Consider the following 14,621-nt stretch of genomic DNA (forward strand, 5'->3'; position numbering starts at 1 on the left):
GTGATGATGGCTTGAAGGATACACCTGTACCCATGCCGAACACAGAAGTTAAGCTTCAACACGCCGAAAGTAGTTGGGGGATCGCTCCCTGCGAGGATAGGACGTTGCCACGCTAAATCAAGCTTTGGCACCTGGTCTTAATTGTGCCGGGGCTTGGATACTGGAGAGTTGTCCGAGCTGGCCGAAGGAGCATCATTGGAAATGATGTATACGGGTTAAAGCCTGTATCAAGGGTTCGAATCCCTTACTCTCCGTTATTTATGACCCGTTAGTCAAGTGGTTAAGACACCAGCCTTTCACGCTGGTATCGTGGGTTCAAATCCCGCACGGGTCACTTTTGGAGGATTAGCTCAGTTGGGAGAGCATCTGCCTTACAAGCAGGGGGTCACAGGTTCGAGCCCTGTATCCTCCATTTACAACTTAATATGGTTGTATAATTACCCATTACACGATGGCTCGGTAGCTCAGTTGGTAGAGCAACGGATTGAAGCTCCGTGTGTCGGCGGTTCGATTCCGTCCCGCGCCATTTATGGGGGAGTAGCGAAGTCTGGCTAAACGCGACGGTCTGTAAAACCGTTCCTTCGGGTTCGGTGGTTCGAATCCACTCTCCCCCATTTTTATAGGGATATAGTTAAACGGTATAACTACGGTCTCCAAAACCGTCATTGTGGGTTCGATTCCTACTATCCCTGCTTAACTGAATATTTTGGCGGTATTGGTGAAGGTTGGTTAACACACCGGTTTGTGGGTCCGGCACGCGTGGGTTCGAATCCCACATACCGCCCTTTTGATTAGGTTAATTACTTAATCTTAACTATTTGGTGGTATAGCCAAGTGGTAAGGCAGAGGTCTGCAAAACCTTTATCATCGGTTCAAATCCGATTACCACCTTTTAGTTAGCTGATGCCTCTGTGGCGGAATTGGCAGACGCGCTGGACTCAAAATCCAGTTCCCGTTGAGGGAGTGTGGGTTCGACCCCCACCGGAGGCATATTATTGCTTTCGTACAAAAGTGTCAGCTAAGCTAATGAAATAGGAGAAAGCTTGTTATATCAGGCTTTCTCTTATTTTTTAGTTTAAATTGTTAAGCGTTTGAAATGGTGTAAAATGATATGAATTTGTAAAGTTTGGTCACGAATTGGTCATGCAATTTATAGTTAAAAATCCAGTGCTTTTAAGATAGCTTTATCTGATTTATCTTTGTATTCATCGTTGTCAATATGGCATTGTGTCCTAGTCGTTTGGATTCCTTTACTAAGCGACAGGCTAACAATATTATGCTATAAACTAAATCGATAATAAATGATTATGTCTTGATAATAACTTTAATGATTCATCAGCAGATTTATTCTTGTATCGAAAATGATTTTAAACTTAATAGCAGCCCAAATAATTGCCGTCATCTTTTATTTCCGGTATTATTACCTATAATTGGAGGGATTTTAGGATGGTTGAGATTCAGAAAATATCGACTAAGTCACCAGATTTTAGGAATATTAAACAGGTTTATAATACAGTCTTTCCGCAAAATGAACGTTTACCGTTATCTTTCTTAAAAATGCGGGCAAGGGATGGGAAAGCTGAATTTTGTAGTATTTATGACCATCAAACATGGGTTGGCTTTTTCTATACTGTATATGATCAACGAATAGCTTATATTTTCTTTTTAGCGATTGATCCTCAGTACCACGGGAAAGGATATGGAAGTGCTGCTTTAACGGAAGTAAAGAAACGTTATGCTGGTAAGATCCTTTCATTAAGTACTGAACGTCCTAACACTCATGTTGCTAATAATGAACAGCGAATAAGGCGGCATCGTTTTTACGCTAAGAATGGTTTCGTTAAGACAGGTTTCTATACCGTTGAAAAAGATAATGAGGAATTTGATTTTATGAGTACCCAAGCTGATATTAATCCGCAACTTTATCAGCAATTAATGAATCGTTACTTAACAAGGCATCACCGTCGTTACATGCCATTTAAGATCATTAGAGAATAGCACAAAAAAGGTCTTTAATATTCGGACTAGGATAGCCCAATTTTAAAGACCTTTTGATTATCTACGTTGGTCGTGTATCTTAAATGATAATAAAATAGCGATAATAATAAGTACGATAGCAAAATAGATTCCATAGTGGAAACCATTAGTAAAACGGAGAGCAGTTGAACCAGTTGCTGTGGCGCTTCCTAATGCTAAGAAACTAGTAGCCAAAGCAGTAGCAAGAGCACCAATAACCTGCTGCATGGTATTCATAATCGTGCTGCCGTCACCCGATTCCATTCCTGACAAGGCATTTAAAGCACTGGTTTGTGAAGGCGACATAGCAAGGGGACAACCGACCATTAAAATAATATGAGCTACTATCATGTAAGCAATTGAAGTACTTGGTGTGGTAAATGCTAACATCACCGCCCCAATCAAAGCAATAATAAAACCAATAATGACTGGTTTCTTAGCACCGATATTATCGTAAAGGCGGCCGGCAAACGCTGAGGTTAAAGCATTAATAACTCCGCCTGGCAGCATGACGATTCCGGTTAAAGCTACTGGCAACAAGAGACCGTTTTGGTAGAACATTGGTAAGAGGTACATCGTTGAAAGGATAATTCCAAAATCGAGCATTACTAATGATGAACCAATTGCAAATGCTGGAATCTTGAAAATTCGTAAATTTAAGATTGGATTTTCTAAATGTATTTGCCGATGAGCATATAATCCTAAAACAATAATTCCAATGATTAAGGATCCTAAGACGGGAAGTGATAGCCAACCATCCCGTCTTGCAAGACTAGCTCCGATTACGATCCCTGAACATCCGACTGCGGACTCGAGGATTGATAGGACATCAACGTGTGGTTTTGTTAATTCGCCAATATTTTCGAGGGCTGTGATTGCAAAGATTAAAGCAACTAATAGGAACGGGATGAATAACCAAAAAATCCACTGCCAGGACAACTTGGCGAGGATTAGTCCAGTTAGCGTTGGACCTATTGCAGGCGCAAACATAATTACGAGGGCACACATTCCCATGACAGCACCGATTTCTTTCGGGGGAAAAATCTGCATAGTAACAGCAAACATTAATGGTAGGATTAATCCTGTTCCAATCCCTTGAATCATTCGTCCAATTACTAAAACTGAGAAGCTATTGGCTAATGCCGAGATACAGGCACCAATAATAAAATCAACCAAAGCAAATATGATAACTTGGCGGGTAGTAAACCACTTAGTAATAATACTTGATAACGGTAAAATGATACCGATGATTAGCATGTAGCCAGTTACTAACCATTGAATTGTTGCGGTACTAACTTGAAAAACCGCTATTAGTTTTGGTAAAGCGATATTTAATGATGTTTCGCTAAACATTCCTACAAAAGCGCCAAGCAGCATGCTAACCATCGCAAGTTTTGGATGCGATACGTGTTGGCGGGCTTGTAATGCATTTTCCATAAATGAAAACACTCCTTCTTTCGTCTAAAATTCACACAAGGATTAGTCTAACAAAATGATTAGATGGCTCGTAAGTTCTTTTTTTAATAACTAACAATCTTAACTTATTAACTTAAGATTATTAAGTGAGATTGAAAGAAGAAACTTTTTTGGAGAGAAATAGTCATTCTTTAATTCTATTCGGTGATAATGAAATTTTTAAAATAGATAATTTAAAACTCAAATCCTAAAACTAAAAAGACCGTCAGAACTAATAATTTCATTTTATTCGTGCTATGTCAGAATAGAAAATTAATAAATATTATGCCAGTGATTGATCTTTTAATCAGACCACAACATATAGTATTTTTAAAGTCAACACTTTCTATAAGTTGTATTTTGAGCTATTATAGGTAACGTTAAATACGAGAGGGGAATTTAAAATGAAAGTGCAAGTAATTAATGAAAAGGATCTTAATAGTTTGACGAGTGTGCAGGTTGTCAAACGCGATGGCAATGTTACGCCATTTTATTCTTATAAGATCAACCTTATTTTAACTGCACTCGATGCGGACGCAAAAACAAAGCAAAGTGTTTATATGACATTATTAGAAGCATTAATTAACCAAACAACGGTTAGTACTGAAAAAATTGCTGACCTCTTTGTTGAAGGACTAATTAATGCTGACCATGAAGAACTTGCTAAGATTTACCGCGATTATCGAAAGCACGATGAAGAAGCGTTTGCGGAAGCGACAAATCCCCAAAATAAATTAGAACAGCTATTTGACCGCAATTCTCGTGTAGTTCACGAAAATGCCAACAAGGATAGTCATGTTTTTAATACTCAGCGTGACCTTGAAGCCGGTGTTGTAAGTCGGGCACTGGGATTGCGAATGCTGCCCGGCATTGTTGCAAAGGCGCACTTACGGGGAGATATTCACTGGCATGACCTTGATTACTCACCGGTAACTCCAGAGACTAACTGCTGTTTAATCGACTTTGATGAAATGTTTAAGCACGGTTTTAAGATTGGTAATGCCTGGGTATCTTCACCACGATCGATTCAAACTGCGACTGCGCAAATGTCGCAGATTATTGCTAATGTTGCTTCCTTACAATATGGGGGATGTTCGGCTAACCGGATTGACCAGTTGCTAGAACCCTATGCTAAGTTAAACCATGAAAAGCACATGAAAGATGCTGAAAAATGGATTGTCCCAGAAAAGCGGGAGGCATTTGCGCGTGAAAAAACGAAGAAAGATATTTATGACGCAATGCAGGCTTTAGAATATGAGATTAATACCCTTTATTCCAGTCAGGGACAAACACCGTTTACAACGATTAATTTTGGATTGGGTACTAGCTGGATCTCACGTGAAATTCAAAAGGCTATTTTAAGGATTCGGATTAAGGGATTAGGAAAGGAACATCGGACGGCAATCTTTCCTAAGCTAATTTTCACAGTTAAACGGGGATTAAATCTTAATCCAGAAGATCCTAATTATGATATTAAGCAATTAGCCTTAGAATGCTCGACTAAGCGGATGTACCCTGATTTATTGATGTATGATAAGATCAAGGAACTTACAGGTAGCTTTAAAACACCAATGGGCTGCCGGTCATTTTTGCAGGGGTGGACGGATCCTGAAACAGGTAAAGAAGTAAATTCTGGTCGGATGAACTTGGGGGTTGTTACCGTTAACCTTCCCCGAATTGCGTTAGAAGCTCATGGAGATAAGCAATTATTCTGGGAAATTTTCCAGGAGAAGATGAATATTTGTAAGATTGCTCTTGATTATCGGATCAAACGGACTAAGGAAGCTAAGCCAGAAAATGCACCGCTTCTTTATATGTATGGCGCGTTTGGCAAACGGTTAAAGAAAACCGATAGCGTCGATGAGGTCTTTAAGAATAGCCGGGCCACCGTTTCTCTTGGCTATATTGGATTATATGAAGTATGTACGACTTTCTATGGGTCAAACTGGGAACATAATAAAGAAGCACATAATTTTGCGGTTGCAATTACCAAAGCTATGCACGACCTTTGCGCTCAATGGGAAGCAGAAGAGGGATACCACTTTAGCCTCTATTCCACTCCTGCTGAATCTTTGACTGATACTTTCTGCCAGGACGACTTAAAGAAGTTTGGCCGGATTGAAGACGTAACGGATAAAGAATACTACACGAATAGTTTTCACTATGATGTTCGTAAACACCCAACTCCATTTGAGAAATTGACGTTTGAAGAAGACTTTCCGAAGTATGCTGCTGGTGGTTTTATACACTATTGCGAATATCCTAACTTACGGCAAAATCCTAAAGCATTAGAAGCAGTATGGGATTGGGCATATGATCATGTTGGTTATTTAGGGACTAACACATCAATCGATCAATGTTTTAAGTGTGGGTTCAAGGGTGAATTTGAAGCTACTGCACGTGGCTTTAAGTGTCCTCAATGCGGTAATCATGATCCGGCAACTTGTGATGTGGTTAAGCGGACATGTGGATACCTGGGTAATCCGCAACAACGGCCAATGGTCCATGGTCGGCATGAAGAAATTATTCACCGGGTTAAGCATATGAACGCGGGAATGATTAAGAATGCTGCTGAATTTGAACAGCATCGTCAAATGGATACTAAAGCTCATGCGCATATTACTGGAGATCAGATTTAATTTAGGAAGTAAAGACCTGTTGCAATGAAAACTCCAGGTCTTTTATTATCGGAGGGAAAATATAATGGTAGAAACACGTTTGCCTCGTAATCCACAGCCTAAAGAATGGTTAGCGAAGGATCATTCTTTGCAATATATTGCTGATTACAAGCCTTTTAATTTCGTTGATGGGGAAGGGGTCCGCTGTAGCCTCTATGTCAGTGGCTGCCTTTTTAACTGTCCTGGCTGTTACAATAAGGCTGCTCAGAACTTTCACTATGGTCAGCCTTATACGCAAGAATTAGAAGATCAAATAATTACCGACCTATCGCAAAGCTATGTTCAAGGCCTGACTTTATTAGGAGGAGAACCATTCTTAAATACCCAAGTTTGCCTTAAACTAGTCAAACGAGTGCGCAAAGAATTTGGCCACGAAAAAGACATTTGGTCGTGGTCTGGCTATACCTGGGAAGAATTAATGAAGGAGTCCGATGATAAACTGGAATTACTCCATTATTTAGATATTTTAGTTGATGGTCGTTTTCTTCTTGCCCAAAAGGACCTTACCCTCCAATTCAGGGGAAGCTCCAACCAGCGAATTATTGATGTTCCAAAATCTTTGCAACAAGGAAAAGTTGTCATCTGGGATAAGCTGGTTCACTAGGAGTAATAAAATTGGAAAAAATATGGCAAATTGAGCCTGCATGGTTAACAAAGAAAAGACAATTAGCTGTTCTGCTACAGTCACGCTTTCTATCTTTCCCACATCAAGACATTTGGACCAAACAGTCGTCTAGACAAGCTCAAGGATCTTTAGATAATAACTATCTATCCGTTAATGAAAAATATCTTACGGCATTACCGCTTGAAGAGGCAGTTAATGAATACTCTGCATTATTACAAGAGAATTTGATGGAAAAGGCTGTTTTTTGGCAAGACAATCAATTAAACGCTAACCACCTAGCTAATATTGATAGTGGGCAGTTCATATACCTGCACTCACAAGGAGAGACAGAAAAGCCAGTGGTGTTTAGTCCACACCTTAAGTCTACTAATTCTCATAACGTCATAATCATAAGTGCCGGCGTTAATGCAGTTATTGAGGAAAGAATGGTTAATAGTACCTTATTACCATCATATGAAGCAACTGAAATCTTAGTTGGAGCTAATGCGCATGTTACGTATCGCCAGGCAAACCGATCGACCAGCAAAAACGTTTACCGTACAATTCATGCATATCAGGCACATGGCTCAACACTTAATTTTGAGGTTGCAAGTCGGGCACACGGCGCCGCAACTGTTGACCTTTATAGCTTTCTTGATGGACAAAAAAGCCAGTGGAATACGACGATTGCCTTAACGGGGGTTCAACGGTTAATTGCATTGGTCGATGGCTTTGGTCAAGGGACTTCTGCGACTCTTACCCAGTATCGAGACGCAAAAGCAATTGCGGAAGCTCCGTTTAAAGTAAAGGCAGGAGAGGCGCTTGCAATTAGTGAGGATATATACCAATTAAAAGAGTTAGCTAATAAGGATAGCTGGTTAAGCCGCGTAATAACAGCTAAATAAAGCCAAAATTAGTTACAGCAATATTACAAGAATTCATTATTAACGGAAAATAAGTCGTTAAAATTTCTTTTTTTAGAAAAATTCAGCGGCTTATTTTTTATAATGTTACAGTTTTTGGCAAATTTTGGTGAAAAGTTAGCCGATCCTAACTCACTACCAGGACGTGTGCGAGGATAATTTACTTGACATGGTATTAAACTTTTTATTACAGAGTATTACGAAAATCAACCGAATTGATATTTGGGGGTAATCCGCATGTAATTTTGCGGGAGTATAGTAATAGGTGTTGAGAGATATGAGACCTCAACAACCTATAACTAAATTAAACTAACAAATAATTAATTAATAAAAGAATTTTATGAAAAGGATGGGATTTTTCTTTATGAAGTTAACTAAGAACATCGCGAAGATCACTGCTGCCGTAGCAGGTGCCGTTGCTTTGGGAACATTCGCTACTGCAACTACTGCTAATGCTGATTCTGTTTACACGGTGCAAAGTGGTGATACCTTATCAAGTATTTCCTATAAGTTAGGTCATGACTTAACTTATGTTGATTCATTAGCTTCAACTAATCAAATCGCTAACAAGAACTTAATTTACGTTGGCCAAAAGTTAGTAATTAAAGATGATGGCGAAGTAGCTCAAGCAACTCCACAACAAGCAGCAACATTACCTGAAGCATCTCAAGCTCCCGCATCAGCTAGTGTTGAAAGTCAACAACCTAGTCAAGCTCCTGTAGCTGCTAATCAAGTACAATCACCAGCTGCTCCTGTTCAATCACAGACGCCAGTGCAATCTCAAGCACCGGTTCAATCTGTAGCACCACAACAATCAGCTGTTTCAACTGCGGCTCAACAAAGCTACAGTGCACCAGTACAATCACAGGCTGCTAGTGCTAATTACAGCTCAAATGTTAGTGGTAATGATGCCTCAGCTAAGGCTTGGATTGCGGCCCGCGAATCTGGTGGTAACTACGGTGCTCGTAATGGTCAATATGTTGGTAAATACCAATTATCAGCATCATACTTAAATGGTGACTATTCAGAAGCTAACCAAGAACGTGTAGCTGACCAATACGTAACAAGCCGTTATGGTTCCTGGAGTGCTGCTCAATCATTCTGGCAATCACACGGTTGGTACTAAAATTTAATAATTAGTTTTTACGGTGAGATATCGTCTCGAAAAGGGATGCGTATCTCACCTTTTTGTGTAAATGAAAAAAAGTTAATATTATTTTCATTCAAATCTTAAAAAGTATACTATAATAGAATTATTCGAATGATGAAAGGATGAGATCCATGTCAAAAGAGAGTCGGATTATTGATACAAAGTCATTATATGTCAATCCTGATCGTGGGGTAGCAACATTAAATTATAGTCAAAACTACTTCACTGATATTCCAACATTAATCAATAGTGATGAATTAAAAGCGATTGTTAAGCTTTACCTCGCATCTCGTAACCCTGATCATGATGATGATGCTTTTGATAATGCTAGTGCTAACAAGTTCATTGATATCTTAAAGAAAGTTCTATTTAATGATGATAGTGCTTTTGATGAATATGATCCTAAAGACATTCTTGAAAGTGTTGAAGAATTATACTCATACTACCGGTCATTTTTACGAGTATCGGTAATTAACTTTAACGATAACAAGATTTTAGGTAATGAGTTTCGGACGATCGATACCCAATTTAACGACTTAGTTCGGAAAGCATACCGGATTCTTGAAGAAAAGCTCCAAGGTTTTGAAAACCGGACATATCGGCAAGTTAATGCGGCTACTAATGCGACCGTCCTAGTTCAACAACATAACTGGAAGATTCCAGAAGGTTATGATGAATTACAAGATATTGACTTCATTAATACTGTGATGCTTCGTCCGCCAATGATGATGCACACTAAGAGCAATAAGCGGGAAGGGGTATTTTCAGAAGTTGAAGAAAACCCAATCAAACGTTTCCATGGTCAACGTGGTAAGTGGTATTGCTATCCTGCTAAGATTGGCGAAAGTTTGGCATTTATTTACTTTAATGTTGATTATTTAGTAAATGGAATTGCTCTTTCTAACCTCTTTGAATTAGCTTCTCCAGATGAAGTTGAAGGTCAAAAGCCTGATATGATTCTTCTCTTTGGCTTGGAAAAAACTGAAGGCATGGTTTCTCACTACTACCGTGACGAAAAGAACAATATGTGGATTGGTGAAGTACCATATACGGATAAGACGACTTACTTTGGCTATATGAAGAAGATGTGCTTAACTTTGCATAACCTTCACCAAATCTACAATGGCCGCCTACCAATCCATGGTTCAATGCTGAAGATTAAGTTTACTAATGGTAAGGAAAAGAACGTGGTCTTCTTCGGTGATTCTGGAGCCGGTAAGTCAGAATCAATTGAAGCATTACAAGAATTAGCTGATGACAAGATTGTTAGCATGGAAACAATCTTTGATGACATGGGAAGCTTTACTTTAACTGATGGTGAACCTGGCGTATATGCGCAAGGAACTGAAACCGGTGCTTTTGTCCGTCTTGATGATTTAAGCAGCGCGGTTGCATTCAACAACATGGACCGTGGTGTCTACCTTAACCCTGAGCAAAAGAACGCGCGGGTAATTATCCCTGCAGATACTTACCAAAATGTTATTAAGCATCACCATATCGATATGTGGTTATATGCTAATAACTATAGTGATGAAGTCGGGATTCACCGCTTTGATACTAAGGAAGAAGCTGAAAAAGTATTCATTGCGGGTCAGCGGAAGGCACTGGGAACTACCGATGAAGTTGGCATGAGTAAGACATTCTTTGCTAACCCATTTGGCCCAGTCCAAGAACCGGAATTAACTAAGCCAATTATTGATAAGGTCTTTACTAAGCTCTTTGATAAGGATGTTTACGTTGGTGAAATCTTTACCCACCTTGGTAATGACAAGTCAAAGGATGCTCTTAAGGAATCCGCTCAAGAATTACTTGATGTTTTAATGAACAACTAACATTACGATTAATACAATATTGTCATCGCCCTGTAACAAACACCTTGTTACGGGGTGATTTTTTTGTCGTCAAGCTAAAATCGTAAAAAACTTATGAAATTAAAAAATACTTTTCTCCTAAGCAGATGGCTGCCAATAGTAAAAAATGCTTGGTATATCAATGATTTTGAGGTGTTAGTGAAGCGGGCGAACATTTGTTACAAAAAATTACATAAGTAACGAAAATTGATAAACGCTGGTAACCCGCCCGTAACGCTAATCCTGTATAGTAGATATCGTTGAAATGAGTTATTTGATTAATTAAGAGAAAAGGATGGATTGAATTTATAATGAAGTTATCTAAGAAAGTAGCCAAGATTACAGCAGCGATTACTGGTGCAGTTGCATTGGGTACAGTTGCTACTGCAACAACTGCAAATGCCGACAGTATTTACACGGTACAAGCAGGTGACACCCTTTCTGGGATTTCTTACAAATTAGGTCACGATCTAACTTTTGTAGACACTTTAGCAAGTCACAACAATATTGCTGACAAGAACTTGATTTATGTTGGTCAACAATTAGTAATTAAAGACGATGGTGAAGTAGCACCTGCAACTCAAGAAGAAGCTGCTACATTACCAGCTGCAACTGTAGCACCACAAGCTGAAAATCAAGGACAACAAAATCAACAAGTACAGTCAAACCAAGAAGCACCAGTTGCTCAACAACAAGTACAGGCTGCTCAACAACAAACTGTACAACAACCAGTTACTACTACCCAAGCACCAGCATCATCAACTAACTACAGCTCTAATGTAGCTGGGAGCGATGCTGCTGCTAAAGCATGGATTGCCGCTCGTGAATCAGGTGGTAGTTACTCTGCACGAAACGGTCAATATATTGGTAAGTACCAATTATCAGCATCATACTTAAATGGTGACTACTCAGAAGCTAACCAAGAACGTGTAGCTGACCAATACGTAACAAGCCGTTATGGTTCATGGAGCGCTGCTCAGTCATTCTGGCAATCACACGGTTGGTACTAAAATAAATTTAACAAATAGATAATCAACAAATTTCAAACATACATGTAAAAATCTCCATTATGCAATTAAGCGCGTAATGGAGATTTTTTAGATTAAAGTGAAAATAGAATTATTCGTTTAGTATATAACTTTTTTTAACTACTATTTCATACCAGCTCATCTTTAAGTGCTACTGTTTAGATTGTGCTTTTAAACACAAATGTGGTTCTTTATCGCTAATAAAAATATTCATACTTTATATAAAGAAATATAAAGAATAATAATAAAAGACCGCTTTGAAGTAGGGGATTGCCTAATTATGATGAAACCGTTTAAATTGTATTATTTATATATAGAAAGTTACGTTTATCACAAAAGTGTGAAAAAAGCTTAACTTAGAGGAGGGTGTCTAATGACTTCAAAGTATGAAACAGAGTCTAAAGGTTACACAATGACAACGGTAATGCAAGAAGCAGCCCGTTGTTTGCTATGTCATGATGCGCCATGTTCTCAAGCATGTCCAGCGCATACTAACCCGGCAAAATTTATTCGTAGTGTTCGTTTCCGCAATGTAAAAGGTGCTGCAGAAACTATTCGTGAAAACAATGCATTGGGTTCGATCTGTGCCCGTGTTTGTCCTACTGAACGATATTGTGAGAAAGCTTGTACACGGGCAAAAATTGACGGACCAATTGATATTTCCGGAATTCAACGGTACGTTACTGATATGGAACGGAAACTTAATATGAAGATCCTCAAGGCAGGGAAGCCAAATGGGATGAGTATTGCGATTATCGGAAGCGGTCCATCTGCCCTCCAAGCAGCAACTACTCTTTTGGAAAAGGGATATGCTGTAGATATTTATGAAAAGAATGCTAAGGCCGGTGGATATCTTACTTATGGGATTCCAGAATACCGTTTACCTGAAGAAATCGTGGATTATGAAGTTCAACGGATTGTTGATTTAGGAGCACATATTATTTACAACACGACTGTTGGTGAAGATATTTCAATCGACCAGCTAAAGAATAATCACGATGCTGTTATCGTTGCTATTGGAACTAGCAAGGCCAAAATGCTCCCAATGTTTGAACATAACATTTGTACAGAATCTGCTATTTCATTCCTTGCTCGGGCAAAGGAAAATAAGGGTAAGCTTGATAACCTGCCAAAAAACGTTTTAGTTATTGGTGGTGGGGATGTTGCAATGGATGTTGTAACCACCCTAAAGAAGCTTGATGTACCATACGTTACTGATGTTGTTTACGAACAGTTTAGTGAATTTAAGGCTTCCAAGAAAGAATTAGCAGGAGCACAGGCCGCTGGAGTAACGATTATTGACGGTTATGTTCCAAAAGAAGTCCATCAAAATCGGGCAACCTTTACGCATCGTAAAATTGATAGTGAAATAACCATCACCGCTGATAAGATTATTCTTGCGGTTGGTCAAAAAGCTGATGCAACGGGCTTAAATATTGATTTACAACATAACGAAATTCCATTTAGGGAAGCACGTTACCGGACAAAAGATCCTAAAGTATTTGCAACTGGTGATATTGTCGAAGGTGACAAGACCGTTGTTGTTGCTGTCCAAAAAGGTAAAGAAGTTGCCGAAGAGATTGATCGGTTGTTAGGAGGACAAGAAAATGATTAAAAAAGATTTATCAGTTGACTTTTTAGGAGTTCATTTTGAAAATCCATTCTGCTTGTCATCTTCACCGGTTGGCAACTGTTATGAGATGTGTAAAAATGCTTATGATGCTGGGTGGGGCGGAATTGTTTACAAGACACTTTCACCAACACACTTTAAGATTGATGAAGTATCTCCGCGGTTTGATGAATTAACTAAGGAAGACACCCCGTTTGTTGCCTTCAAGAACATGGAGCAATTGTCAGAACACCCATTGGATCAAGATTTGGCAGATATGCGCCGGCTAAAAGAAGAATATCCTAACAAGGTCTTAATTGCTTCAATCATGGGTGAAACACCAGAAGACTGGACTAACCTTGCTAAGTTAGTAACTGAAGCGGGCGCAGATATGATTGAGCTTAACTTCTCATGTCCACAAATGACTTCACATACAATGGGGTCTGATGTTGGTACTAACCCTGAATTATGTAAGTCAAATTGTGAGGCGGTTAAACGCGGGACTAGTTTACCTGTCCTTGCTAAGATGACGCCGAATATTACAACAATGGTTCCAGTTGTTAAAGCCTGCCTTGAAGGTGGCGCCGATGGGTTCTCGTCAATTAACACGGTGAAGTCAATTACTGACGTTGATCTTAAAAAGAAGGTCGGTTTGCCAAATATTGATGGTAAATCATCGGTATCAGGTCTTTCTGGTAAAGCGGTTAAGCCAATTGCCTTACGTTTCTTACAACAATTACGTTCAGCATCCGGACTTGAACAATTACCAATTTCAGGTATTGGTGGAATTGAAACCTGGGAAGATGCTGCTGAGTTTATCTTGCTTGGGGCAACAACTCTTCAAGTTACTACTGCGATTATGCAGTATGGTTACCGGATTATCGATGACTTGACTAATGGTTTAATGCATTATATGGAAGAACAGCATGTTGACCACTTGCAAGATCTTGTTGGTCTAGCAAATAAGAATATTGTTCCAACTAATCAGCTTGATCGGAATTACAAAGTTTATCCTAAGATCGACTGGGATAAATGTATTGGTTGTGGTAGATGTTTTGTATCTTGTCAAGATGGTGCTCACCAAGCCTTAACCTGGGATGACGACAAGCGGCTACCGGTCTTTGATAAGAGTAAGTGTGTTGGTTGTCAGCTTTGTGCATTAGTATGTCCAGTTGGTGCAATTAAACTTGGTGTTGTTGAGATGAAACCTGGTCGAGAAGGTAATCCAGATGAGATTGATGTTGGATCACAACGTCTTCACCGATATCATCCGGTACAGGCAAATCAAGAAAATTAATTAAAAATAAA

Annotated in this window: 10 protein-coding genes, 9 tRNA genes and 1 rRNA gene; 19 read left to right on the forward strand and 1 reads right to left on the reverse strand. The window is 39.2% G+C overall.

Annotated elements, in window-relative coordinates; translation table 11 throughout:
- The 11 genes from rrf to H5S41_RS10585 form a co-directional block, all read left to right on the forward strand.
- Positions 1 to 113, forward strand: a 5S ribosomal RNA gene (rrf, locus tag H5S41_RS10535); the annotation flags it as partial.
- Between the two features lie 49 nt (positions 114 to 162).
- Positions 163 to 254 (forward strand) — tRNA-Ser (locus H5S41_RS10540).
- 8 nt (positions 255 to 262) lie between these two features.
- Positions 263 to 334: transfer RNA gene (locus H5S41_RS10545), tRNA-Glu, on the forward strand.
- A 5-nt stretch (positions 335 to 339) separates the two neighbouring features.
- A tRNA-Val gene (locus H5S41_RS10550) sits at positions 340 to 412 on the forward strand.
- A gap of 41 nt (positions 413 to 453) precedes the next feature.
- Positions 454 to 526 (forward strand) — tRNA-Phe (locus H5S41_RS10555).
- 5 nt (positions 527 to 531) lie between these two features.
- Positions 532 to 614: transfer RNA gene (locus tag H5S41_RS10560), tRNA-Tyr, on the forward strand.
- 7 nt (positions 615 to 621) lie between these two features.
- Positions 622 to 692 (forward strand) — tRNA-Trp (locus H5S41_RS10565).
- A gap of 17 nt (positions 693 to 709) precedes the next feature.
- Positions 710 to 784 (forward strand) — tRNA-His (locus H5S41_RS10570).
- Positions 785 to 820: 36 nt separating this feature from the next.
- Positions 821 to 891, forward strand: a tRNA-Cys gene (locus H5S41_RS10575).
- 14 nt (positions 892 to 905) lie between these two features.
- Positions 906 to 990 (forward strand) — tRNA-Leu (locus H5S41_RS10580).
- 456 nt (positions 991 to 1,446) lie between these two features.
- Complete coding sequence (locus tag H5S41_RS10585) at positions 1,447 to 1,998, forward strand: GNAT family N-acetyltransferase (protein ID WP_182603282.1); 552 nt, start codon at positions 1,447 to 1,449, stop codon at positions 1,996 to 1,998.
- A gap of 57 nt (positions 1,999 to 2,055) precedes the next feature.
- Here H5S41_RS10585 and H5S41_RS10590 read toward each other — a convergent pair whose 3' ends face one another.
- Complete coding sequence (locus H5S41_RS10590; RefSeq protein WP_182603283.1) at positions 2,056 to 3,453, reverse strand: DHA2 family efflux MFS transporter permease subunit; 1,398 nt, start codon at positions 3,451 to 3,453, stop codon at positions 2,056 to 2,058.
- A 422-nt stretch (positions 3,454 to 3,875) separates the two neighbouring features.
- Between H5S41_RS10590 and nrdD the strand changes: the two genes are divergently transcribed.
- From nrdD to preA, 8 genes are all read left to right on the forward strand, one after another.
- Positions 3,876 to 6,110: an anaerobic ribonucleoside-triphosphate reductase gene (gene nrdD / locus H5S41_RS10595; protein ID WP_182603284.1), complete on the forward strand. Its 2,235-nt coding sequence runs from the start codon at positions 3,876 to 3,878 to the stop codon at positions 6,108 to 6,110.
- A gap of 64 nt (positions 6,111 to 6,174) precedes the next feature.
- Positions 6,175 to 6,753 (forward strand): anaerobic ribonucleoside-triphosphate reductase activating protein, encoded by a 579-nt coding sequence (gene nrdG / locus H5S41_RS10600; RefSeq protein WP_182597532.1) that lies wholly within the window; start codon positions 6,175 to 6,177, stop codon positions 6,751 to 6,753.
- A gap of 11 nt (positions 6,754 to 6,764) precedes the next feature.
- Positions 6,765 to 7,658: a SufD family Fe-S cluster assembly protein gene (locus H5S41_RS10605; protein ID WP_182603285.1), complete on the forward strand. Its 894-nt coding sequence runs from the start codon at positions 6,765 to 6,767 to the stop codon at positions 7,656 to 7,658.
- Between the two features lie 382 nt (positions 7,659 to 8,040).
- A complete protein-coding gene (gene apf, locus H5S41_RS10610; RefSeq protein ID WP_182603286.1) occupies positions 8,041 to 8,802 on the forward strand; it encodes an aggregation-promoting factor in 762 nt (253 codons plus the stop codon).
- A gap of 155 nt (positions 8,803 to 8,957) precedes the next feature.
- A complete protein-coding gene (locus tag H5S41_RS10615; protein ID WP_182597529.1) occupies positions 8,958 to 10,658 on the forward strand; it encodes a phosphoenolpyruvate carboxykinase in 1,701 nt (566 codons plus the stop codon).
- Between the two features lie 329 nt (positions 10,659 to 10,987).
- Positions 10,988 to 11,686, forward strand: a complete 699-nt coding sequence (apf, locus tag H5S41_RS10620; RefSeq protein WP_182603287.1) for an aggregation-promoting factor — start codon at positions 10,988 to 10,990, stop codon at positions 11,684 to 11,686.
- A gap of 391 nt (positions 11,687 to 12,077) precedes the next feature.
- Positions 12,078 to 13,319, forward strand: a complete 1,242-nt coding sequence (locus tag H5S41_RS10625) for an FAD-dependent oxidoreductase (RefSeq protein WP_182603288.1) — start codon at positions 12,078 to 12,080, stop codon at positions 13,317 to 13,319.
- The gene (preA, locus tag H5S41_RS10630; RefSeq protein WP_153710411.1) at positions 13,312 to 14,610 is read left to right on the forward strand and encodes an NAD-dependent dihydropyrimidine dehydrogenase subunit PreA; all 1,299 of its coding nucleotides are present in this window, start codon (positions 13,312 to 13,314) and stop codon (positions 14,608 to 14,610) included. The genes H5S41_RS10625 and preA overlap by 8 nt, the downstream gene beginning before the upstream one ends.
- The last annotated feature ends 11 nt before the right edge of the window (positions 14,611 to 14,621 follow it).

Origin of the sequence: Limosilactobacillus albertensis, assembly GCF_014145555.1 — a bacterium.
GTDB classification, from domain to species: domain Bacteria; phylum Bacillota; class Bacilli; order Lactobacillales; family Lactobacillaceae; genus Limosilactobacillus; species Limosilactobacillus albertensis.

Coding starts and splice junctions, on each gene's coding strand:
- nrdD (WP_182603284.1), top strand. CDS start 3,876: ATGAAAGTGCAAGTAATTAATGAAAAGGATCTTAATAGTTTGACGAGT.
- H5S41_RS10625 (WP_182603288.1), top strand. CDS start 12,078: ATGACTTCAAAGTATGAAACAGAGTCTAAAGGTTACACAATGACAACG.
- preA (WP_153710411.1), top strand. CDS start 13,312: ATGATTAAAAAAGATTTATCAGTTGACTTTTTAGGAGTTCATTTTGAA.
- H5S41_RS10585 (WP_182603282.1), top strand. CDS start 1,447: ATGGTTGAGATTCAGAAAATATCGACTAAGTCACCAGATTTTAGGAAT.
- nrdG (WP_182597532.1), top strand. CDS start 6,175: ATGGTAGAAACACGTTTGCCTCGTAATCCACAGCCTAAAGAATGGTTA.
- H5S41_RS10590 (WP_182603283.1), bottom strand. CDS start 3,453: ATGGAAAATGCATTACAAGCCCGCCAACACGTATCGCATCCAAAACTT.
- apf (WP_182603287.1), top strand. CDS start 10,988: ATGAAGTTATCTAAGAAAGTAGCCAAGATTACAGCAGCGATTACTGGT.
- apf (WP_182603286.1), top strand. CDS start 8,041: ATGAAGTTAACTAAGAACATCGCGAAGATCACTGCTGCCGTAGCAGGT.
- H5S41_RS10615 (WP_182597529.1), top strand. CDS start 8,958: ATGTCAAAAGAGAGTCGGATTATTGATACAAAGTCATTATATGTCAAT.